At 48.6% G+C, this 23296-nt stretch carries 15 protein-coding genes; 5 read left to right on the forward strand and 10 right to left on the reverse strand.

All coding sequences use genetic code 11. From position 1 onward, the window contains the following. Positions 1–153 precede the first annotated feature (153 nt). Together IEV98_RS16905 and IEV98_RS16910 are read left to right on the forward strand one after the other, a co-directional pair. Positions 154–1917 (forward strand): AMP-dependent synthetase/ligase, encoded by a 1764-nt coding sequence (locus tag IEV98_RS16905; protein ID WP_188507191.1) that lies wholly within the window; start codon positions 154–156, stop codon positions 1915–1917. Between the two features lie 57 nt (positions 1918–1974). Further along, positions 1975–2934: a YihY/virulence factor BrkB family protein gene (locus tag IEV98_RS16910; protein ID WP_229738804.1), complete on the forward strand. Its 960-nt coding sequence runs from the start codon at positions 1975–1977 to the stop codon at positions 2932–2934. Here the strand turns inward: IEV98_RS16910 and dinB are convergent. From dinB to IEV98_RS16940, 6 genes are all read right to left on the reverse strand, one after another. Further along, positions 2916–3980 (reverse strand): DNA polymerase IV, encoded by a 1065-nt coding sequence (gene dinB, locus IEV98_RS16915; RefSeq protein ID WP_188507193.1) that lies wholly within the window; start codon positions 3978–3980, stop codon positions 2916–2918. The two genes, IEV98_RS16910 and dinB, sit on opposite strands and share 19 nt — an antisense overlap. A gap of 22 nt (positions 3981–4002) precedes the next feature. Continuing rightward, the gene (locus IEV98_RS16920; RefSeq protein WP_188507194.1) at positions 4003–6726 is read right to left on the reverse strand and encodes a carboxypeptidase-like regulatory domain-containing protein; all 2724 of its coding nucleotides are present in this window, start codon (positions 6724–6726) and stop codon (positions 4003–4005) included. A 94-nt stretch (positions 6727–6820) separates the two neighbouring features. Then, positions 6821–8314, reverse strand: coding sequence for a cardiolipin synthase (gene cls / locus IEV98_RS16925; protein WP_188507195.1), 1494 nt, complete (start codon positions 8312–8314; stop codon positions 6821–6823). An 8-nt stretch (positions 8315–8322) separates the two neighbouring features. Then, positions 8323–9330, reverse strand: coding sequence for an ATP-grasp domain-containing protein (locus IEV98_RS16930; protein WP_188507196.1), 1008 nt, complete (start codon positions 9328–9330; stop codon positions 8323–8325). Positions 9331–9338: 8 nt separating this feature from the next. Then, a complete protein-coding gene (locus tag IEV98_RS16935; protein WP_188507197.1) occupies positions 9339–11186 on the reverse strand; it encodes a flavohemoglobin expression-modulating QEGLA motif protein in 1848 nt (615 codons plus the stop codon). A 14-nt stretch (positions 11187–11200) separates the two neighbouring features. After that, entirely contained in the window at positions 11201–11977 is a 777-nt protein-coding gene (locus IEV98_RS16940) for an N-formylglutamate amidohydrolase (protein WP_188507198.1), read from the reverse strand. 211 nt (positions 11978–12188) lie between these two features. Here IEV98_RS16940 and IEV98_RS16945 point away from each other — a divergent pair, with 211 nt between their 5' ends. The 3 genes from IEV98_RS16945 to IEV98_RS16955 all read left to right on the forward strand — a co-directional run bounded on the left by IEV98_RS16945 (position 12189) and on the right by IEV98_RS16955 (position 18094). Then, the gene (locus IEV98_RS16945) at positions 12189–13361 is read left to right on the forward strand and encodes an efflux RND transporter periplasmic adaptor subunit (protein WP_188507199.1); all 1173 of its coding nucleotides are present in this window, start codon (positions 12189–12191) and stop codon (positions 13359–13361) included. 87 nt (positions 13362–13448) lie between these two features. Beyond that, positions 13449–16628 carry an efflux RND transporter permease subunit gene (locus tag IEV98_RS16950; RefSeq protein WP_188507200.1) on the forward strand — a complete coding sequence of 1060 codons (3180 nt, stop codon included), beginning with the start codon at positions 13449–13451 and terminating at the stop codon, positions 16626–16628. Between the two features lie 2 nt (positions 16629–16630). Continuing rightward, complete coding sequence (locus IEV98_RS16955; RefSeq protein ID WP_188507201.1) at positions 16631–18094, forward strand: efflux transporter outer membrane subunit; 1464 nt, start codon at positions 16631–16633, stop codon at positions 18092–18094. An 11-nt stretch (positions 18095–18105) separates the two neighbouring features. Here the strand turns inward: IEV98_RS16955 and IEV98_RS16960 are convergent, their stop codons facing one another. The 4 genes from IEV98_RS16960 to IEV98_RS16975 form a co-directional block, all read right to left on the reverse strand. Beyond that, positions 18106–19014 carry a DUF6807 family protein gene (locus IEV98_RS16960; RefSeq protein WP_188507202.1) on the reverse strand — a complete coding sequence of 303 codons (909 nt, stop codon included), beginning with the start codon at positions 19012–19014 and terminating at the stop codon, positions 18106–18108. 48 nt (positions 19015–19062) lie between these two features. Further along, positions 19063–21249: an outer membrane protein assembly factor BamB family protein gene (locus tag IEV98_RS16965; protein ID WP_188507203.1), complete on the reverse strand. Its 2187-nt coding sequence runs from the start codon at positions 21247–21249 to the stop codon at positions 19063–19065. Positions 21250–21347: 98 nt separating this feature from the next. After that, positions 21348–22463 (reverse strand): Fic family protein, encoded by a 1116-nt coding sequence (locus IEV98_RS16970; protein ID WP_188507204.1) that lies wholly within the window; start codon positions 22461–22463, stop codon positions 21348–21350. Between the two features lie 237 nt (positions 22464–22700). Further along, positions 22701–23296, reverse strand: a 596-nt coding sequence (locus tag IEV98_RS16975) for an OmpA family protein (protein ID WP_188507205.1), incomplete at its 5' end; no start/stop codon positions are given.

A 23296-nucleotide genomic window follows, 5' to 3' on the forward strand; every position in this document is an offset into this window, starting at 1 on the left:
CTATCCGCGCAAAACAAATGCCAACATTACGACCAGCGGCTACAATGGCAGATAATTATCAAAAACTAGGTTTTCCACCAAATAGTTATTAACTTTAGATGCGCCAAAGCTTGATTTTCGGCGCCAGGATTGTAAACCCAACAGGTAAGCTATATGACTGCTCCAACTCGCATTTTTGATATACTGATGCATTATAAAGCCCATTATGCCAAGCCGGTAATGGTTGCCGGAAAAGCGCAGGGCCAATGGACAAACTACAGTACGGATGAGTTCCTGTCTATCGTAGACAACCTCAGCAAGGGGCTGCTAAATAAAGGTATACAAAAGGGCGATAAAATCGCATTGATGTCGCATAATCGACCCGAATGGAATTTCTGCGACTTTGCGATCAATCAGCTCGGTGCTGCCGTGGTGCCTTTGTATCCTACCTTATCCGAACAGGATCTCTCATTTATCATCAATGATGCAACGGTCAAATTCATTTTCTTGAGCAACACTGAGCTGTATGAAAAAATAGCGGCCGCTTTACAGGAGAATAAGCTTGATATTCCTATTTACGCGTTTGACACCGTACCCGGTATACCGTCCTGGCAGACGCTGGTCGACGAAGGCAAGCAGCAGCAGGTAGATCTCGCTCCGTACCGCGATGCCGTTGATGAAGACGACTTGCTCACACTCATCTATACGTCTGGCACTACGGGCAAGCCAAAGGGCGTGTGCTTGTCGCACAAGAACGTGTTGACGAATGTACATGACTGTCACTACCTGTTGCCGGACTACTTTAAGAAAGCACTTAGCTTCCTACCCCTATGCCACATTTTCGAGCGCATGGTCGTCTACCTCTACTTTGCCAAGGGCGTGGAGGTGCATTATGCGGAAAGCCTGGATACCATCGTGGCAGACATCAACGATGTGAAACCCGATGGATTTACCACCGTACCCCGGGTGCTCGAAAAGGTTTACGACAAGATTGTTTCCAAGGGTAAGGAACTCAGTGGGTTCAAAAAACACATCTTTTTTTGGGCGCTCAATATGGGGCTCGGCTACAAGGAACCGGGCAAAAACGGTGCGTGGTTTGATTTCAAATTAGGAATCGCCCGCAAATTGGTTTTCGGCAAATGGCAGGCAGCACTCGGCGGCAATATTAAGTTGATCGTGTCCGGTGGTGCAGCACTTCAGCCGAGGCTTGCACGGGTGTTCTGGGCAGCTGGCATACCCGTGCTCGAAGGATACGGTCTTACAGAAACTTCGCCGGTGATTGCGGTTAACAGCTTGGAAAAAGACGGAGTTAAGTTCGGGACGGTAGGCAAAGTACTCAAAAGTGTGGACGTGAAAATCGCCAGTGATGGCGAAATACTATGTAAAGGCCCGAGCATTTTCAGTGGGTACTACAAAAACGATACAGCTACCGCCGAGGCTATCGATAATGACGGCTACCTTCACACGGGGGATATCGGTGAATTGGATGCCGAAGGTTTCCTGCGTATCACGGACCGCAAGAAGGAGATGTTCAAAACCGCTGGCGGAAAATACGTAGCCCCCCAAGCGCTGGAAAACAAATACATGGAATCTACACTCATCGCCCAGGTGATGGTCATCGGTGAAAACCGCAAATTTCCAAGCGCACTCCTAGTCCCGGCCTTCGATGTCTTGCAAAACTGGTGCAAAATCAAGGGTATCCCCTTCGATTCAAAGGAAGAGGTGGTCAAGAAACCGGAAGTCATCGAGAAATACCAACGGGAAATCGATCGGCTTAACCAAGGTTTCGGCCAATGGGAAAAGGTGAAGAAATTCGCGCTGTTGCCCAAGGAATGGACGATAGACGCCGGGGAGCTCACCCCAAAGCTGAGTTTAAAGCGGAAGGTGATCTTGCAACGCCACGAAGAGGTAATCAACGACATTTATGCGGAAAACTAATCTGCGATTTATTGGTTTCTTTAATAAGAACTACATTAACGCATGAAATTTTTCAGCATGAGGTTTTACAAAGAAACCTTCAAACTACTTAGCGACACCTTTTCTGAGTTTTCTAAAGATAGCGCGATGAAGATGAGTGCCTCGCTTGCTTATTACACGATATTTTCCATCGCGCCCTTGCTACTCATCGTTATCTGGTTGGTGGGTTTCTTCTACGGCGAATTGTTGGCAGGTGAACAAGATGCACAGACTGAGGTCTTCGAGGAATTTGCTCATCTCTTCGGATCGGATACGGCAGCTCAGATTCAGCAGATCATCAAGAACATCAGTGTTTCCAACAAATCGGGTATTGGCATTGCTATAGGAGTAGGTACGTTGGTTGTGGGATCGACGACTATATTCATGGAAATACAAGACTCGCTGAATAGGATATGGGGGGTACGTCCAAAGCCAAAAAAGGGTTGGCTGAAAATGTTGCTCAACCGTGCCCTTTCCCTTTCCATGGTGCTCGGCCTTGGCTTTCTGCTCATCGTATCCTTGATCGCAAATGGTATTGTGGTAGCCCTTAGTTCGCAAATCATGAACTATTTCCCAGACATTTCCGTTATTGTCGTCGAATGGGTCAACATCGGTCTTACTTTTATCGTTATCACCTCGTTATTCGCCATTATTTTTCGGTTTCTTCCTGATGCCCGGATGCGGTTTCGGGATGTGGTTGGCGGTGCCATCTTTACGGCCGCGCTTTTCATGCTCGGCCGATACCTGATTGCGCTTTACATGCAATATAGCGCACCCGCATCTGCATATGGAGCTGCTGGAGCCATCATTGTTTTATTGTTATGGATATACTATTCGGCCGCTATCCTATATTTCGGCGCTGAGTTCACCAAGGTTTATGCACTGAAATACGGCAAGGGTGTCTGGCCCTCTTCATACGCCGTAAAGGTTGTGTTAAAAGAGCAAGAAGTGGAAGGTGAGCCCATTCGCTTGCCACCAAGTCAAAACAATTTGAGCTGACTAGACGCCAAATTGACCCGGTCGAAATTGCTCATGGCAATTCCCAATAACCGGATTGGCATGCGGTCTTCAGCCACCACTACTTGCAGCGATTGGTGAACCGTGGCTATGATTTCATCGAAGGCATCGGTATAGTACGGTAAAGAATGGCTCCTCGTAACCGTCCGAAAATCTGAAAACTTGATTTTAAGTGTCACGGTGCGCCCTTTGAGCTTACGGTTTGTCAATCTACCAGCAAGCTTAGCGGCGATTTTGTCAAGCTCATTCTCCATAGCGCTTAGTTGGTCGAGATCTTTATGGAAGGTATCTTCCACCGCTAGCGATTTGAGCTCGCGCTCGGGCTGCACCGCCCGATCATCTATCCCACGTACAATGCGATAATAGAAGCGGCCGCTTTTACCAAACAAGCGGACCAGATCCATTTCGGCCATGCGCTTGATGTCTGCACCGGTAAATAGCTGCAATTGCCTCATCTTCGCCGCTGTCACCTTCCCAACCCCGAAAAACTTCTCAACGGGAAGCTGTTCCATAAACCGCTCCACGCGGGATGGGCCGATAAATGTAAGTCCGTCCGGCTTATCCATATCAGATGCGATTTTAGCAACAAATTTATTGATGGATACGCCCGCAGACGCTGTCAACTGAAGCTCGGTCCGAATAGCGTCCTTAATCTGTCGAGCGATTTCAATCGCAGATCCTATCCCCTGTTTATCGGTCGTCACATCCAAGTAGGCCTCGTCGAGCGATAAGGGTTCGATCATATCCGTATAACGGCTAAAAATTTGCCTGATGCTGTTGGAAACGGCTTTGTAGGCATCAAACCGGGGAAAGACAAATAAGGCGTGGGGACAAAGCTTAACCGCTCTGCTACATGGCATTGCGGAGTGTATCCCATACTGCCTTGCTTCATAACTCGCCGTTGCCACAACACCCCGGGTATCAGGGGGCCCACCCACAACCAGTGGCTTCCCGCGGTACGCCGGAAAATCGCGTTGCTCGACCGATGCATAAAACGCATCCATATCGATATGGATGATTTTCCGCATAGCTATTTACGGTTTGTGTGTATTACTTAACGGTATACCGGTAAACAGAACGCCCGATGTTACCCTGTTCGTCCACCCCTTCCACCACCACACGGTAGCTGCCTACACCGTCGGCATTATAAAAATCGAGTTGGGCGAGACCGTCTTCACCCGTCTTTACATCGGGGTTCCAATAGATCGTCGTACGGATATCATTTACCGCGCGCCGCTCGGGTGTGTCATACTTGGGTGCATAGAATTTACGGGCTTCGATATATCCCAGGGGCGTAAGGTCTACGATATTGCTTTTCGGCAATAAGCTTTCAATTTGGCTAAGTGACATCCGCGGGGCTTTCTCCACTTTTTTCGTATAGATGGATACCACACCGTTATTCTGATACATGCGGCTCACCGTGCCCAGTTCATCCCGAAGAAAAATCTCAATACCCTCCACCTCGGAAGGCATAATCCCATTGAGTGCAGGCACATCCATGGCCATACCGTTCACAAAGAATTGCACGGGGATGCGTCCACCTGCATTGTAGTCGCGCGTGATGAAGAAAAGTTGGCTCTGCGCATCGTAGGTGATACCAGTAAGCGCTGTTTGCAAACACATAATAAGGTTATTGCAACCCTTTAAGCGGTCGGCATTGATTTGATGGTCCGCCATGCCCAACCCCGAAATCGACGAATAGTCCTTATGTGAAAAACTCGGTCGGGTCGAAGCAGTTACTTCCACTTCCTCCAGCAATATCGATGTCCGGTATTCATTCCGGCTATTATCCAGGTAGCCCGCTAGTCTTTCATCGATATTCAGTACATCATCAGCCCTGTAGGCAGTCGTATCGATTTCCGGAAACCGCATTGGATCGACATTGATTACCATATTCCGATAATTGTCATTTCCCCGTGCATTGATGGTGACCCGCGCGGAATCCGTAAATAGCAGGTCCGTAAAAACGAAACGTCCATTTTCATCGGTATAAGTATCCTTACGGAAGCTCCTGTCCGGAATGGACAACAACAGCCCTCCATTGACGACCGGTTTGCCGTTGTTCAGCCGCAATACGCCCGACAGTTCAATACCCTGTTCTGGAAAGAAATGCACCTGTGGGTAGTTATCTGCGAGAATATCCGTGTACGAAAATCTGCGGTAACCCTGTGTGAGCAGCAGGGCGTCCAGTGCAGCCCGCTTCTGTTCGTCCGGTTGGATGAAATAATAATTAGGTTCTTCCACGTAACCCTTGAGATCCGACGTCAACAACAGATTGCTAAGGATACTCGTTTCTTTGCTTTCCTCATAAGGTACTTTGGTTTCATCAACTACGGATATCGAATAGTTTCCAGTCGTAGGCGTACCATTGTTTTCAACTTTTAATCCCAGCTGTACCAATTGCTTGGCGGTATATTCCTTTTTGTCGGTGCTGATCGCGATATCCAGCGGTTTGATATTTTCCACAAAAACCAATCGCTCACTCAATGGCTTACCCGTCGAATTGAATAACGTAAGCTGGGCAATGCCTGTGGGGAAACGCGCTTTGGGTAAATTTACCAATATGGATTCATTGCGCAAGGTGGCCTGTGCGGCATAGCAGAGTATCCCGTTGGCTTGGGCAATTAGATAAAACGCTTGGTCTTTATTCGAATTGTAATAAACATCGTTGGCTACGATAGCCAACTGCAATTGGGCCGTATCGGACTTCAATACGGTGACGCTGATCCCCTGGTCGGCCACGGTTGGCAACGGGTAGCTCCGGCTCTCGCCGTTTTTAAAGGTAAGGTTGGCCGTATAGGTATTACCGGCTTGGGGAACAATCGTAAAATAGCCCATCCCTTTGTGGGTATCCGCGATGGTGGCCACCTCCACTCCGTCCTTATCCACCACGTTACCTGTCACGGATAGGCCATGGCCATCACTACCGATGGCCTTGAATGCCACTTTCTTGGATAGCCCGGCGATGAATTCGCCGCCCTCTGGGAAAAATTGCACATCGGCATCCCACAATGCGGACCGCAATGGAAAACTGCCCACCATGGGCGACGCGCTCCCTCCTGATTCAACGGAGACATGTAGGTTTCCCTTTTTAAACAGTTCCCGGTCTTTTCCATTGATGTTAATGACCACATTGCCCACGGCATCGGTTTGTGCCTTTCCGTCATCGATGGGGTCCCATCCGGCAACCGCTGCCCATGTCACCTTCCGATTCCCCAACGGCTTTCCTTCCCGATCCTTAAACTGGATAACAGCTGCGGCACGCGCGCCTTTGCCTTTGCTTGCATCATTGAAGGAAATGGTGTAATGGAGATTATTATTGAGCACATCGCCAACCGGAACAATTTTATTAAAGAAGTAGGCCGCATCAAAATTTACCATCCACTTGGTATAAGCCCTGAAACGGTAATTACCCTGTGTGTACCATTCCTGGTCAAGTACCAAGTGACCCTCACCCCCATTGGCTGTCAATGGTATCCGCATGCTTTGCATCAACGAATCCTTACCGTTCATGACCTCCACATACACCACTTTGCTCAGATCGTAGTTGTACATGTTGCTGGTCAGGTAAGTCTTAAACCACAGGGTATCACCTACTGAATAGTAGGGCTTGTCGAAATGTAAATGCACTTTTTCGATGGGGTAAGCCTCCAGCAATTTCTGTGTTTTCTCAACGATGGTGTTGATGCCGACAGTATCTTGCTGGGCAGATAAACCGATGGATTGACAACAAATAAAAAGTGAGCAGCCTACTAATCTTACAATACGGTTCATTCCCATCATGTTTAGAATCAATGAGCCGCTAAGATATCTTTTTTTGACCGCTTATACCAAATGGCCGTTTAATTTTAACATTTGGCGTTCCGTCTTACAACAGGGGTGCCAATAAGCGGCATATGGAATCCAGGCCACGCTTCCATCTCGGCCGCATCAACCAAGTATCCATCGTCATGCGGGCACTGTTCAGCTTATCCTCCTCAAATTGGGCGTTCAATTGCCTGCACAGCTCTTCATCATTGATAATGGCACTGACTTCGAAATTGATGTAAAAACTGCGAATATCCAAATTGACAGTACCAATAAAGGCTAGCTTGCCATCTATACAAATGGTTTTGGCATGCATAAATCCTTTTTCGTACAGGTACACCGATACACCTCGGGCCAAAAGGGGTTTCAAGAACGAAAATGACGCATGCTGCACGAGAAACGAATCCGATTGCGCGGGCAGCATGAGCTCAACCGCTACACCCGAAGCCGCAGCCAACTGGAGTGCGGTCGTCAGCTCATCACTGGGAATGAAATAGGGAGTACAGAGTTGAATCGTTTTTTCTGCCTCAGCTATACCAATCAATATCGCCTCCATGTTGAATGGCGCAGCCGAGCCCGGATCACTGAAAGCAAAACTCACCGATGCAACGCCCGCAGAAATGCGATCCGCCATATAAAAATAATCGCTTCCGAGATTAAAGGGGCTGCCGTCGGCAAGGTGCCAATTCATCCAAAACTGTGCTTGGAGTACATTCACTGCTTCACCTTCGATTTTTACTGCGGTATCTCGCCAAAACAACGACTGGTTGTCGCCATTAATATATCGATCGCTGACATTAATGCCGCCAACAAAAGCCGTATGCCCGTCGATAATGGCTATTTTTCGATGATTTCGATAATTACTATTGGCCAATGAAGTAAAGGTCACCGGCAAGAACGTGACAAACTCGATACCTGAAGCTGTAAAGCGCGCCTGTAGCCTGCTGAGTGCCGGCGATCCAAACGCGTCTCCAATAATCCGAACTACCACACCAGCCGATGCTTTTTCTTCAAGCAAATCGATCATTGAGTTCCCAATCCCGTCGAGCTCAAAAATATAATACTCCAGATGAATATGATGCTGCGCAGCTTCCATCGCGTGGATAAGCGCCGGAAACTTCTGCTCACCATTGATCAACAATGTGGTTTTATTATGCAGTGACGGCGGAGAAACCCGTTGATTTTTGAGAAATACAAACACCCTGCTTAGTGGGCCGAGCGTCTGTCCTAACTCCTGTAGTTTATCATCCATGATCGGACTCAGCTCATCCCAAATCCGAATCAATTGGATCCGTTTTTCACGGTCTTGAACCCTGAAAACCTTCACTTTTTTGAATTTCTGGCCAAACAGGTAGTAGATGATCACCCCCAGGATGGGCAGGAAGACAATAACCATAATCCATGCGATGGTCTTGGCAGGGTTACGGTTTTCTATTAAGATCGTTGCAATGACGGCGAGGTAGATCAGCAACAGCGGTACCCAGTACCATTGGTAAATAAACGTACCCAACTCCTGAAGCGTGTTCACGATGGCTATCGTACCCCCTATATGCATAACCAAACTTAGTCATTCCGGGTCACATCTCCTACTTTTTTTTCTACCGCCGTAATCACGTCTTCCATAAAATCCACACCGTGAAATTCACTCGCATGTATGAGCCCGCCCGGACTGAATACATTGATTTCCATCAACTTATCACCCACAATATCCAAGCCTACCAAAAACATCCCATCCTGCCGCAACAACGGCCCTACCGTGTCTATGATCGCCTGCATTTCTTTATTCATGGTTGCCCGCTTGGCTTTGGCTCCCTGGTGGATGTTGCTCCGGATCTCCCCCGCCTGTTGTACACGTTGGATGGCGGCGACCTTACCGTCTTTGATGATGGGTTCCCCATCCATCAGAAAAAGGCGGATATCCCCCTTTTTCGCAGCCGGCAGGTATTCCTGCGCAATGGCGAATCCATCCCGGCATATCGCCTCCACAATCTGTTTGCGATTCTTATCGTCTTTTTTATCGACAAGAAATACATTTTTCCCGCCCGATCCTTTCAATGGCTTCAAAATGATCCGATGGTTTTGGGCACGATAAAATGCCTCCACATCAGCCATGTTACGGGTAATGACTGATTGGGGCCGTACAGATTCGGGGAAATATTGCAAATACATTTTATTGGAAGCCTTTATCAGTCCGTCCGGGCTGTTTAACACCAATACCCCCTGTTGGCTGGCCAACTGTCCAAACAATACACCAGCATCCTGTGCCCAGGGGCGCTTTTCCATATCCGCAGCCGGATCATTACGCAGCCACAACACGTCCCAGTTTTTCGAGCTTGTCAGTTCTTTCTCCGTCTCAACCACCGCTTCCAGAAACGTATGCAACGAGCGAAACTCACGGTCTGGCACCTTGCGGCAATGCGCCCCAATCCTACCATCGGCTTGGTATACCAGATCCCCTACCCCGGCGTAGTAAACCGTGTGGCCGCGCTTATGCGCTTCATAGGCCAAGGCGGTAGTGGTATACCCCGCCGATTCTTTACGTACTTGATTGACAACGAATGTGATAGTCATATATTTTACTAATTAATCATCTTAAAAACGCTACCGCTCTTTTTGATTTCATTGATTTTGGTGATGTAGGGCTCTTCCAAAAACTTCGGCCGTATCGGCGATGGGCTCAATAGCTGCCGGTGCATCAGTTCCTCGATAATAGGGAGGTAATCCTGCCTGATCTTGCCGACCAGCAGCTGTGAAATATCTTTACCCTGTTTGATATATTCGATTACATTCAATAGGCCCTTGAGGTACACGGCATCTTTCGTGAGTCCGCCGCCGCGGTAAACACGCATCGTGATGTGAAAAGCGGCTTCGTGTTTAAATCCGTATTTATCGGTGAGGATATCAAATGTATCTGCAAAAGAATTCCCTGCCAGCATACTATGCACCACCACTACGCGGGCAGCCAATATACGCATGCGTTGGTTGGTAAGTCCACCCGCCATATATTCACTAAGCACGGCCAGCCCTTCCTGCAGTTGCTCATACCCCGGCACCCCCACATAGAATAGCTTGAACGGCTGTGCCATACCATTGTAGTACGTGGCCACATGCGTGCCCACCTCATGCTGGAGCAAGGCAAATGCACGGTCCTTGGATATGCGGTAACGGCTACTGATGTTGAGCGTACCGCGGGATACCATCACGCCCTCCACATCGTCTCGTACCCGTACCGCGGTAGACACGGCATCGTATTGCTGTTTCAGGTATTGCAACTCGACCTTAGCCAACGCCGCAAACGCATCGGCGTCGAGCATTTCGCGTTCCAAAGGAGGGTGTTGGGGCTCCGAAGCTACTAAAATGGCACGGGCAGTCTCCAGCAAGGTTTCCTCAATATTACCGAAAAGCTGCTGGCTGCTGTAGAGAAAATCCGGCTTTTCCCGATCACTCAGCATGTTGAGCATCCGATCCACTTCTTTCCTTTTGTCTCGGAAAAGGTACGCGATGGTAGGGTCGGAAATGTCCTCAATAGGAAGATTATACAACTTCCGTTTAATGAGTTCGGGGTCTATGGGCATGGGCCGGTAGTGAAATACGGGGTTTTTACGAAATTTGCTCTTAGCGAAGCTTTTCCACGCCTCCTGCGCATTTATCGGTGTAACCAACAGCAGAAAATCAAACTGGTTGCTGTACTCCGCTAATTTCTCGTCGATTACCCCCACCCCCTCGTGCAACTCCGTAGTGCCCAGCATCTCAAAGTGTGCCGCACTGTACGACGTTTTCATCCGCACAAACTCAAAGAAGCTTTTTCGTAGCGCTTTTCCGAAACTCTCGCGCAATTCCCTCAAAAATAATGGAAAAGGGGTACCTGTTTGCTGGTTGATATAAATGGGGGTGATTTCAAGTCCAATAACGATAATTTCACTTTTCCGTGCTTCTTCTACATTGAACAGCGCATCATAGTAAGGTGGCGAAGGCATCCGTTTATCTTTCTCCAGCTCAACCTCGATACCCGGCACCTGCGTGAGGTGTATATTCTGTAACTCCGACTGCAATTTCTCCGCAACGCTAAGCGCACTCTTTTGACTGATGTGGATCGAAAACGTGGGTGAATCCGCCCGATCCGACAACCAGACCTCCAAGAGCATAAATCCACCGAATTTATCCGCCATAGCGGCCGCAATTTCCCGGATGATCGGGGTCACCGCACATTCATCGGTATCTGAGGCGACCAGGTAAGCCGACTCGGTCTTGCCGAGGGTTGATGTAAATGCGTCTTCACCATTTGGCGGTACGCGGTACACGAGTAAATAAGGAACTGGCCTATCCATATGGAGTTGACCATCACAGGGTAACGTTACGTGCAACGGATTGCCTTTCCGTAACTTATCGAGTATGCGATTAATATGCTTCTTTGTATCAGTGGCCATGCAGATCAGCGGGTTTAAGCGACGTCATCAAGTTTATCCAACAGAAAAGGGATACACCCCATTAGCATGGACCTGATCTGATCGAGGTGTTGCACATCCAACCTACCCGTCCACTCGTCCATAAATGTCTTTTTGAATTCCAACGACAATACACATCCATACTCGCCGTAATGTTGGTTTATCCATTCGGAAAATCCGCCACCTTTGAACTTCACGTTCTCCCGTGCATCCAGTAACCGGCCATCGATGTGATGATGAGCCAAGAATCTGGTCATCGAATGACCGAATGGTTTCCACCGTTCTTGGTTGCAGCCGGTTCCCACATTGATTTCGGGGTTTTCATTGCGGTCTGCCATTTCCATAGGATGTTCACGCCGGTGATTGTAACTGTGGATATCCAAGACCACAAACTTTCCAAACTCCGCGATGGTCCATTCGAGCAATTTCGCCATGTCGGCATAGAAACGATCATACGCTTTCAGCAACTGCGCCACCATTTCTTCCGGCAACGCCGACCGCCAAACCGTCAATCCCCATGCATCTTCGGGCTTGCGGTAGATGGCCTGTTCCCGCCTACGGTTGAGATCCGTTTGAAACCGCGATGTATCCACCCGGATGCGGCTTACGGGCAGATCAACCAGGTAAGCGGTATAAGGATCCTCTTCGCGGAAACGCTCGTGCTCTTGCAAGTTCATGTAATCAACCAATGGGGGTGCCAGCAAATGACCATCATGGATAGCAGTCGCAATGATGGGGCTTTTTGTACGGTGTATGTGATAGACCAATTCCATTTTGCAATCAATAACACGGAGATGTGCCAAATGTTTGGACGCACAAAACTGAATGCCGATTCCCGATAACCGATGGCTGAATCCGACCGCCGACAAGCACGTTGGCATACAATCTGAAATTTGTTGGGTAACCGCATGCTGTGGAGAACGCAGCATCCGCAACTAAATAAGCAGCAAACATTAAGTACTAAAGCAATAAAAACGATAAAACATGAACACATCCATCAGATTTAACACTAAAACACTAATATACATCATTTTATCCGCACCAATACTACTCTTTATTAGCAGTTGTTCCACAGGATCATCCAAAACAAATAACGACGAAAATAATGCGATTGCCTTGCCCGTGCAGCAAATAGACACCACCACGGCTGTTACCATAAAGGACTATCTGGGAACGATCGAAGGCAAAGTAAATGTAGAGATACGTCCACAGGTTGAGGGCATTTTGGAAGAAATCTATGTAGATGAAGGCGCATTTGTCAAAGAAGGACAAAAACTTTTCAAAATCAATCCGCTACCTTATCAAGAGGAGTTGAATAATGCCCTCGCTAATGAAAATGTAGAGAAAGCAAAGCTTGAAAACGCCAAACTGGAAGTGGAACGGTTGAGGCCGCTAGTCGAAAACGATGTCATATCGGAGGTCCGCTTACGTACCGCCAAGTCCGATTTTGACGTTGCTAAGGCTTCGCTCGATCAAGCGTCGGCAGCCGTAGCCAGTGCCCGGATCAACCTGGAGTTTACCACCATAAAGGCACCGGTCAGTGGTTTCATCGGTCTTATACCGAAGCGTATCGGAAACCTGGTCAGCGGAAGCGATCCACTTACCGAGCTTTCCGATATCAGTGAGGTGTATGTGTATTTTGCAATGAGCGAATCTGACTTCCTCTATTTCCGAAAAAAATACGGAAAGCAGGATTCTACCGCGCAAGTCACCGATACGATCCAGCTGATTCCCAACGTGTCACTCGTCATGGCCGATGGGACGGTATATCCCGAAACGGGCGTGGTTGACGCCATCAATGGCCAAGTAAACCGTACAACAGGAGCGATAAGCCTCCGCGCCACGTTCCCCAATAAAGATTTTGTGCTCCGCTCGGGCAATACGGGTACCATCAAGATGGAGGAACGCCAACCCGGCGTGATCACCGTTCCCCAGGTAGCAACCACGGAATTGCAGGACAAGGTTTTCGTCTATACCCTTTCAGCAGACAACAAAGTCAAGCAACAGGCCATCGAGGTAATCGGAAAAAGCGGCGATCAATACGTCGTCCAATCCGGAGTCAACGTGGGCGATCGGATCGCCCTTTCAGGGATGGACAAACTATCGGACGGAATGGAAATCAAACCATTGAATGTTCCGGATACCTCGGCTAAATAAAGCTGTCCAGTTTCAATTCCGTATTTAAATCATGCAGGTATGAGCCGCGCATCTGGCTAACGCATACCAGCCATAGAACGACGTATAATGCTAAAAACATTCATCAATAGACCCGTATTGGCCACCGTTATTTCGATCCTGCTTGTTATCCTCGGATTGGTATCGATGTGGCAATTGCCGATTACCCGATTTCCTGAAATCGCCCCACCCAGCGTAACCGTTTCGACCTCCTATCCGGGGGCCAACGCCGAAACCGTAGCCGGAGCAGTACTCCTGCCCATAGAGGAAGCGATCAATGGCGTCCCCAATATGGCCTATATCCGCTCATCAGCCACCAACTCGGGCTCCGGTAACGTCACCGTGTTCTTCAAAACAGGCACAGATCCCAATCAGGCATCGGTAAACGTGCAGACGCGTGTCTCCAAAGCAAATGCCCGTATTCCCGCTGAAGTGATCGAATCGGGCATTACCGTGGAGCCCCGTCAAAGTGGGATTATCATGACCATCAATATTTTCAGCGACCATCCGGATACCCTCTATGATGAGACATTCCTGCAAGCCTATGCACAGATCAACCTCATGCGTGAACTCTCCCGCGTAGATGGTGTTGGTGAAGTGCGGCGCGTAGGCGCGCGTGACTATTCCATCCGTACCTGGCTCAATCCGGAAAAAATGGCGGCCTACGGATTGATTCCCCAAGATATACGGGATGCCATCCGCGATCAAAATTTTGAAATCGCACCAGGAAAATTCGGTGAAACATCCGATGAGGCCTTCGAAACCATCCTGCGGCACAAGGGTAGGTTTACCCTGCCCGAAGAATTCGAACAGATCGTGATCAAAACTAATGAGGACGGATCCGTGCTTTACCTCAAAGACATTGCCCGTACCGAACTCGGTGCCACCAACCTGGGTAGCGACAACAAGGTAAACGGGTATCCGGGCCTTACCTTGAATATTCTTCAAACCAGCGGCTCCAACGCCCGAGAAATCGACATTCAGATACGCGATGTATTGGAGCGACTGGCTGCGCACTTTCCAGATCACGTCCAGTACGAAATATCCTATAGCGTACGTGATCAAATCGACGAGTCGATCAGCCAAGTACAACATACCATCTTTGAGGCCTTTATATTGGTCTTTATTATCGTATTCATCTTCCTACAAAACTTCCGTTCTACGCTGATTCCGGCAATTGCCATTCCGGTATCGCTGGTAGGTACGTTCTTTTTCCTCCAGCTTTTTGGGTTCTCCGTCAACGTGTTAACCATGTTCGCATTGGTATTGGCTATCGGCATCGTGGTTGATGACGCCATTGTGGTGGTGGAGGCGGTGCACCAGAAGATGCATTTAACAAATCTAGGCCCGCGCAAAGCCACGCTTTCCGCGATGAGCGAAATTACGGGCGCGATTGTTTCCATTACCCTCGTCATGGCCGCGGTATTCTTTCCGGTCGGCTTTATGGGGGGGCCATCCGGCGTGTTCTTCCAGCAGTTTGCCTATACACTGGCTACGGCTATTTTGATCTCGGCATTGAATGCGTTGACACTCACACCAGCGCTATGTGCTTTACTGCTGAAGAAAGAAGCCCACCACGAACCGTCGGCAGCCAATCCCGACGCGGCCAGCGGCAACAAAAAGGGGATCAATCGGTTCATGTCGCGCTTTTTTGATGCATTCAATACCGGCTTTGCCACCGTCACCACTAAATACATCGGCTCCATTCGCTTTTTGATCAGCCGCAAGGGGCTCGCCCTCGGTGGGCTTGCGGTGGTCACGGCAATCGGCGTCTGGCTGATGAACAGGACTCCTACAAGCTTTATCCCCACCGAAGATGACAGCTTCATTACCTACTCACTTTCGATGCCCCCCGGGGCGTCCCTTGCCCGCACCACCGACGCCCTCGCCAAGGCCGACAGCGTACTAAAAAAGCGGGAAGCCATAGCCGGCATGACGACGGTGTCGGGATATAACGCAATAGATGCCAGCGCTAGCTCGGCTTTCGCCGTAGGTTACATCAACCTCAAACCTGCTAAGGAACGGGGTGAAATAAGCGATATCAATGCCATCATGGATACCATCCGCAATGATCTCACACAGATCACCGATGCGTCGTTCAGCGTATTCCCACGGCCGACTATCCAGGGCTTTGGCGATTTCTCGGGCCTCGAATTCGTGCTACAGGATCGCATGGGCGGTTCCATGTGGGATTTCGGCATGGTGGCCGATACCTTTATGCGGGAATTAGAAAAACGGCCGGAAATTGCTTCGGCATACACCACGTTCAATGCCAACTTCCCGCAATACCTCCTCGAGGTGGATCCGGTAAAAGCCAAGGCGCTGGGGGTTAGCGTTAACGATATGCTGCGTACCATACAGGGTTACTACGGCCGCGTGATGGTCAGTGACTTTAACCGCTTCGGACGGCAATACCGCCTATACATGCAGGCCGATTTCGAGTACCGCGCCGAACCCGAGTCGTTTAAGTCCATCTTCGTGCGGAATAACAAGGACGAAATGGTGCCGGCCAACACCCTTATCAAACTCAAAAAGGTTATGGGGCCAGAAATCGTAAACCGGTATAACCTGTATAACGCTATTGGTATTAATGCCATCCCGGCAGACGGCTATAGTACCGGCGAGGCCATGGCCGCCATGGAGGAAATTGCAGCAGATCAGCTACCGGGGAATTACAGTTATGAATGGACCGGGATGAGCTTAGAAGAGCGTAAATCCGGTAACGAAACACTCCTGATCTTCGCCTTGAGCATTCTTTTCGTCTATTTTCTCCTGGCCGCCCAATACGAAAGTTATATCCTGCCATTGGCGGTGATGTCGTCCGTACCGGTAGGGCTGATCGGTGTATATTCCGTTATCAATTTAGTGGGACTTGAAAACAACATCTACGTGCAGGTGGGGCTCATCATGTTGATCGGTCTACTGGCAAAAAATGCCATCCTCATCGTGGAATTTGCCGTGCAGCAGCGCAGCGCTGGGTTAAGCATACTCGAATCCGCCTTAGAAGGCGCACGCATGCGCCTACGCCCCATCCTGATGACGTCATTGGCATTCGTAGCCGGACTGATTCCCCTCATGTGGACAGTAGGTCCTTCCGCACAGGGCAATCATTCCATCAGCTTCGGTGCCGCCGGCGGCATGCTCATCGGTGTTACCCTCGGGGTGTTTATCATCCCGGTGCTCTATGTGATCTTCAAGCACCTGGATGAAATCGTTAAAAACAAATTGACAACGAAAGAAGAGGATTAACCATGAAAATCATAAACTGGCAAATAGGTGCACTGGCAGTAGTTTGCTGCCTGTTGATCTCATCGTGCAAAGTGGGACGCGACTATGTCCGTCCGGAAACGGGTGTCACCGATACGTTTCGCGGCGTAAACGGCACCCCAAGTGCCACCGATAGTGTAACAATCGCTGATATCCCGTGGTCCGATTTCTTCACGGACAGCATGCTGATGATGCTTATCGATAGCGGCATCGCCAACAACTACGACATGCAGGCAGCACTGAAGAACATCGAAATCGCCAATCAATCCCTTCGGCAATCCCGCGCGGCATTCTTGCCCGAGATTGAGGCCCAATTGGGGGGTACCGGTCACCAGTGGCGGTCTAGTGATTTCTACGGCGGACCTTCTTCCGGGTGGTATGAGCAAGAAGGTAAAGGCGATGCGCCGAAGGACCTCTTCATGTATCAGTCCCAGTATTTATCATCCGTGGGTATGAGCTGGGAAATAGACATTTGGGGTAAATTGCGCCGGCAAAAAGAACGTGCATTGGCGGAGTACCTGCAGACGTTCGAAGCCCAAAAAGTCGTTCAAACGAGTTTGGTGTCCACCATCGCCGAGGGGTATTACAACTTGCTGATGTTGGATGCCCAATTGGAAGTCGCCCAACGTAACCTGAAGCTCAACGACAGTACGCTACAGATTGTCAAACTTCAGCGTGACGCTGGGGAGGTAAGTTCCCTGGCCCTCCAGCAGACGGAATCGCAAATGCTCGTTGCCGCATCGCTCATCCCCCAGCTAGAACAGGAAATCGCCATCCAAGAAAATACGCTCATGGCATTGACCGGACGCATGCCGGATAGCGTATACCGTTCATCTGCCTTGACAGATTGGCGTATGCAGGAGGCTTATGAATCAGGCGTTCCCTTACAATTGCTAACCAACCGTCCCGACGTGAGGGAAGCCGAACTCGCCTTACGGGCCGCCAATGCCGATGTAGGCGTTGCACAGGCGTACCGCTACCCCACACTCACCATAGAAGCATCCGGGGGGCTTAATGCCATGCTGCCCCAAAACTGGTTCAATATACCCGGCGCACTGTTTGGTGGTATCATCAGCGGGGTTACCCAACCCATCTTCGCCGGCCGACGACTCAAAACCCAGCATGAGGTTGCCAAACTGGAACGGGACAAAGCCGAGATTGGTTTTCAACAGACGGTGATGGATGCGGTACACGAAGTAACCAACGCTCTGGTGATGATCGAAAAGCTCAATGAGCAGCATACCATCGCCGAACGGCGCGTAACCACCGCACAACTCGGTGTAAAAAACGCGAACCTGCTCTTTAAGAGCGGTGAAGCGACCTATCTGGAGGTCATCACCGCCCAAAGCAATGCACTCAACAGTGAACTAGACTTAGTCAGTGTCAAACAGCAGCAACTCAACGCCAAAGTAACGCTTTACCGAGCGCTGGGAGGCGGTTGGAAATAAGGATAACAATGTCAATAATCTAGGATAAAGTCTTTCCAAGCCCTCGTCATTTCTACGTTGCTTAGTGGTCCGGTATAAATCAGCAATCTATACCTAAAGACCTCAGTCTCCCCTTTATTTAGGCTCCAATCCCCTAAGATTTGTGCGGAAGGGCCTAAACCTAATTGGGAATCTACCCGCCAAGGGGTTGGAAAAGATCGATTGTCAGGATGATCAAAAATAGCAATATGAGCTAAATCATCCCGTCCATCAACCTTTATCCCGAGGTCACTCCATATCGCGCGTTGGCCTTCCATTTCCATATCCCGCAGCCCAGCCGAATTAACAGTCTCACCAATGGTTTCTTTACTCCAAGGCATTCTAATAAATAGTCCCCCTACATAAAACTTACCCATCGTGACATCCGTCTTGGCTTCACCTTTCCACTCCAAATCAAGTATATATTTCCCAGCGTACGCTTGCATGGACCAATGCTGTGTTTCTGTCATGATTATATTCCCATCCTCATCAATCATATCATAAACGGATTGCCACTTAACCGCTTTCCCTTTTTCTTTAATGGTCTTTGCAGCGGTACCGCGCCAGTAATCTTCATTCCAATTCATAAAGTAATCACGTCCATTGACCAATTTCAACCCCCAATAGATACCTGTTTGATGAGGATGGTGGGATGGACGATATTCTGTAAGAACTCCTTTGCCATCAGGAGCGATAATTGGATGAAGGTAAGGACGTTCGTTCATTTTTGCGACCTGAGTCAAAATTGGCGCTTTACCTTTATCACGATAAATGGCTATTGTCCCATCTGTTTTGGACTGTTTAATGTGCAGTGTCTTTTTTTGCTTGTTGTACTTAGCGGTTTGGCCGTAGCTCCCATAACTCATAACCGTACACATCACAACGAATAGTATTAATCTCATGTCAATTGATTTATTTTCCTAACGTTCATCATTCAATTCTTCAACACGTTAATCGGGTAATGCAAATGCAATCACCGAATCACCTACTTTGGTACCGTTTTTACCACCTCCACCAGCAGCAATTACGATGTATTGCTTTCCATTGATCATATACACACTGGGTGAAGCATAGCCCGCTGCGGGCAATTGATACTCCCATAGTACCAAACCAGAACGCGAATCAAAAGCCCGAATCTTCTCATCTGGAGTACCAGCCATAAAGACCAGATTCCCCGCCGTCGCCGCCGGTCCTCCGAAACTTTTTGAACCCGTATTACGAATGCCTTTAGCAACTAACTCGGGATATTCACCAAGAGGCACCTTCCACAAAATCTCTCCACTAATCATATCAACCGCATTAAGTGTCCCCCACGGCGGTGCAATAGCCGGATACCCATGCTGATCAACAAAAAACGGGGTACTATTTGCATATCGAGGAGCCCGGCTTGAATCATCACTGCTATTACCTTGGATTTGCGCCGCTAGCGGGTCCTCGTTTTTCAAGTAAGCAACCATATCATCTAGCTCAGTGCCCGTAATATGGCTGAAGCTTGGCATCATACCACGACCGCTATTAAGAATTGACTTGATTGAATCACTGCTCAATTTCAACTGCTTAAGCGCTGGAAATAACGGGGGATTGCCGACTTTATCTAAACCGTGGCATGCTGTGCAATTCGTATTATAAAGCATTGCTCCACGCTGAATCGGCGTGGCAGTGGCCAGATCAAAATCATTGGTCAAAGGGGTGAGCTTATGAATCGTAGGCGCTTCATTGACGTTTACAAACATGACATTTTTAACCGGATCAAAAGCACCTCCACCCCATTCTACCCCACCTTGGTGACCTGGCATGGTAATAACACCAGCAGTAGAAGCGGGCGTATATTGCGGGCCTGTTTCATGTTTTCTGAATATTGCTAAAACATAAGCATGCGTTTCCGGATCAATGTTACTTAGATCCGATTCAAGAACCGTAGTTCGATTAAGAACGCGTGGTAATAACGGTATGGGCTGAGTTGGCCACGCCGCTTCTCCGGGAACCTTAGAGACGGCGACCGGCATTTCTACTACTGGAAAAATCGGCTTTCCGGTATCGCTATCCAATACAAATGTCAACCCTTGTTTAGTAAGCTGGATAACAATATCGCTTGATTCCCCGTTATTGTTAACGGTAACCAACATCGGAGCAGGGGGAGCATCGTAATCAAAGATGTCGTGATGTAAGGTCTGATAATGCCATACCAATTTGCCGGTATTCGCATCCAGTGCCACCACACAATTAGCAAATAAATTTGCCCCTTTTCTCATCCCACCATAAATAAAATCAGGCGCTGCAGATCCAGTCGCAAAGAAAACCCAGCCCCTTTTTTCGTCCACCGTAAAACCACCCCATGGATTAGCTCCGCCAATCGGTTCATCCTCCTCAAATTCCCAAGTATCATATCCCAATTGACCTCGCAAGGGTATGGTATTAAAAATCCATTTATAGGCTCCTGTGAGAACATCATAACCTCGAATATCTCCAGGTGTTGCACCGGTTCCTTCTTGAACACGCCCCCCAACAATCAATGTATTTCCATACACAATGCCGGGGCTGGTCATTTCAATATCAACCGCTTCGGGAGGTAGGATCATATGCTTTCGCAAATCAATAAATCCATTTTCCCCAAAAGATTTGATCAATTCGCCCGTTTTTGCATCAATGGCGTATACGCGATCCTTCACAAAATTGAGTATGCGCTTATTATTCCCTTCACTGTCTTCCCAATATGTAAGCCCCCTGTTACGTCCACTGAAGGGCTTTTCATCACCTTTATGTTCATTGGAAACAAAAACCCAAGCTTCCTCTCCGGTAGCTGCATCCAACGCCACAGCATTTACTTCAGGTGTAGTAAAATATAATAGCCCATCTATGATGATCGGATTAGCATACATACCCGGGCCCATTGGTTTTCCATGTTTATATTCCCAAACTTTCTCCAGTTTGTCAACATTCCCCGCATTAATCTGATCAAGAGAAGAATATTGAGAAGACCCAAGATCTCCTTTATAAATCCCCCAGTCTGTAAAATTATTCAACCTATTTTTAATCGAAGCATGCTGCTTATCTCCTATTTTGGTTGTACAGGCTACAAACCATAATAAGCCACTTAGGTATAAAGCAGGCTGCCAGACGATCCTAATCTTTTTCATAAAAATTGGTTTACTCCTGTCTTTAAAATTCGTTAACCCACCCGTACTGATTTCAGCTTGTCAAACAGCAGCAAGTCAACGCCAAAGTAACGCTCAGATTATTCCGCCAGGATACGGTGAAGTTCCAAATTTAAATAATATGCACTTCCTTGCATCATCCGTTTTTCCAAAATTCCTTGTTCGGTCAGGATATCCAAATACTTTCTGGCTGTATTCTCGGCATAAAATTCCTGCAAATGTTTCACACGAGTGAATGGCTGGGTAAACAGTGCATTAACCAGTGTCTCGGGTCTGCTGATATCCGTATTATCCTGCACATGGTGCATGATGGCATCCTTAGCATTTACGATGTCATTGATTTTATTGAAAGTCAAATTGCCTGTAACTTCAACCGCCTTGAGGATGTAGAGCAACCAGTTTTGCCAACTGCCCCGTTGCGTGATGCCAGCCAATCCGCTGTAATAATCCTCCTTATGATCCAATATATAACGGCTTAAATACAGGATGGGGAAATCCAGCAACTCCTTTTTAGTCAGGTAATGGATATTGAAAATACGGCCGGTACGTCCGTTGCCGTCCCGGAACGGATGGATTGCTTCAAACTGGAAATGCCCGATGGCCATTTTCAATAGCGGGTCGAGCGGATACGTGGCATCATCGTTCAGGAAATTGATCAGGTTGTCCATTTTGGCTTCCACAATCCCTGCACCGCGGGGCGGGGTGTAAAATGCTCTTCCTGCATTCGGCCCCGTACCACCTTCTTTGATGTAGATTTGTGCCACCGGCGTCCGTATCCCATCATTGTAACCAGATACAATTCGATACATCTTTACAAAGTAGTCAAAATCAAATTGCTGCTCCCCCTGCAGGTAACCGAAGCCTGACCATAGGGCCTCGCGGTAGTTAAGTACTTCCTTAGCTGCACCGGCTGGTTGCTGAGCCTGTACTTGGCTGAACGCCTTGTAAAGCTCGTCATCGGTTGTAAAGATATTTTCAATGGCACTCGAGGCCTTTGCTTCCTGTAAACTGATGGAGTTGATTAACAAGCCTTGGTTCGGAATCACCGCACTTCGTCCCTGCAATCGTGCAAGTGCGGCCTTGGTGTTACCAAGCTGTCGCAGAACCGGAACGGTCTCGCAGTAAGAAGTGTCAATCGGCAACTCCGGTAATCCATTCCAAGGCTTACTGCGATCTGAATTTATTGCGTACGCCATGCATCAAAGATACAAAATAAACCAAAACAACCTTAAAATCATACCAATTTTGAGGTCAACATCCAGTTAGGCCTTAAATAATTGCTTATTTCATGAGTTCGCCTCAAACCAACTTAATTTTAAGGTTAGCTCACTACCTCGCCTCAAAATCATGGGAAACCGACTCGATTGATGCAAAAAAGCCAATCTATATAAATAGACTGGCTTTACAGTGGGTATTTAGTTGATAACAGATTTTTAATACGCTAATACGGTCACTTCCGTTCGCCTGTTGGCCTGGTGCTGCTCGCTCGAGCAGGGCACCCCGTTGCCGCAGTCGTTCACCAACCGCGTCTCCCCGTAACCTTTCGCTACCATCCGGTCACGCGCTATCCCACGGCTCACCAGGTAGTCCACAGCAGCCTGTGCCCGCCGCTGCGACAGCGCCTCGTTGTAGGCGTCGCTGCCTCGGCTGTCCGTATGGCTCGACAGCTCGATCTTCAGCGTCGGGTTATCGCGCAGCGTACGCACCAGCTCATCCAGCACCGCCGCGGCATCCGGCCGGATGTTGTGCTTATCAAAATCATAATAGATATTTTCCAGTTCAAAGGTCTTGCCAACTTCGAAAACCGGCTCCAGCAGCAGGGCTACCTCCAGCGTGTCAGACTTCGTTATACCCAGTGTGTTTACTTTAGCCGAATCCGCATGGTACTTCTCCTTCTGCCCCAATACGGTGTAAGACTTATCCCTGTCCAGCACGAATTCAAAAGCACCTTCTCCGTCGCTGCTCTTCCTGGCCACGATCTCCCGGTTGCCATCGTACAGCGTCACCGATGCCCCGGCCAGCCGTTCGC

It is taken from the genome of Parapedobacter pyrenivorans (assembly GCF_014636865.1).
Classification (GTDB): domain Bacteria; phylum Bacteroidota; class Bacteroidia; order Sphingobacteriales; family Sphingobacteriaceae; genus Parapedobacter; species Parapedobacter pyrenivorans.

Excerpts from the sequence above, each read along its gene's own strand:
- IEV98_RS16955 (WP_188507201.1), top strand. The coding sequence starts at position 16,631 with ATGAAAATCATAAACTGGCAAATAGGTGCACTGGCAGTAGTTTGCTGC.
- dinB (WP_188507193.1), bottom strand. The coding sequence starts at position 3,980 with ATGCGGAAAATCATCCATATCGATATGGATGCGTTTTATGCATCGGTC.
- IEV98_RS16935 (WP_188507197.1), bottom strand. The coding sequence starts at position 11,186 with ATGGCCACTGATACAAAGAAGCATATTAATCGCATACTCGATAAGTTA.
- IEV98_RS16910 (WP_229738804.1), top strand. The coding sequence starts at position 1,975 with ATGAGGTTTTACAAAGAAACCTTCAAACTACTTAGCGACACCTTTTCT.
- IEV98_RS16950 (WP_188507200.1), top strand. The coding sequence starts at position 13,449 with ATGCTAAAAACATTCATCAATAGACCCGTATTGGCCACCGTTATTTCG.
- IEV98_RS16930 (WP_188507196.1), bottom strand. The coding sequence starts at position 9,330 with ATGACTATCACATTCGTTGTCAATCAAGTACGTAAAGAATCGGCGGGG.
- IEV98_RS16970 (WP_188507204.1), bottom strand. The coding sequence starts at position 22,463 with ATGGCGTACGCAATAAATTCAGATCGCAGTAAGCCTTGGAATGGATTA.
- cls (WP_188507195.1), bottom strand. The coding sequence starts at position 8,314 with ATGCATATAGGGGGTACGATAGCCATCGTGAACACGCTTCAGGAGTTG.
- IEV98_RS16945 (WP_188507199.1), top strand. The coding sequence starts at position 12,189 with ATGAACACATCCATCAGATTTAACACTAAAACACTAATATACATCATT.
- IEV98_RS16920 (WP_188507194.1), bottom strand. The coding sequence starts at position 6,726 with ATGAACCGTATTGTAAGATTAGTAGGCTGCTCACTTTTTATTTGTTGT.
- IEV98_RS16960 (WP_188507202.1), bottom strand. The coding sequence starts at position 19,014 with ATGAGATTAATACTATTCGTTGTGATGTGTACGGTTATGAGTTATGGG.
- IEV98_RS16965 (WP_188507203.1), bottom strand. The coding sequence starts at position 21,249 with ATGAAAAAGATTAGGATCGTCTGGCAGCCTGCTTTATACCTAAGTGGC.
- IEV98_RS16905 (WP_188507191.1), top strand. The coding sequence starts at position 154 with ATGACTGCTCCAACTCGCATTTTTGATATACTGATGCATTATAAAGCC.
- IEV98_RS16940 (WP_188507198.1), bottom strand. The coding sequence starts at position 11,977 with ATGGAATTGGTCTATCACATACACCGTACAAAAAGCCCCATCATTGCG.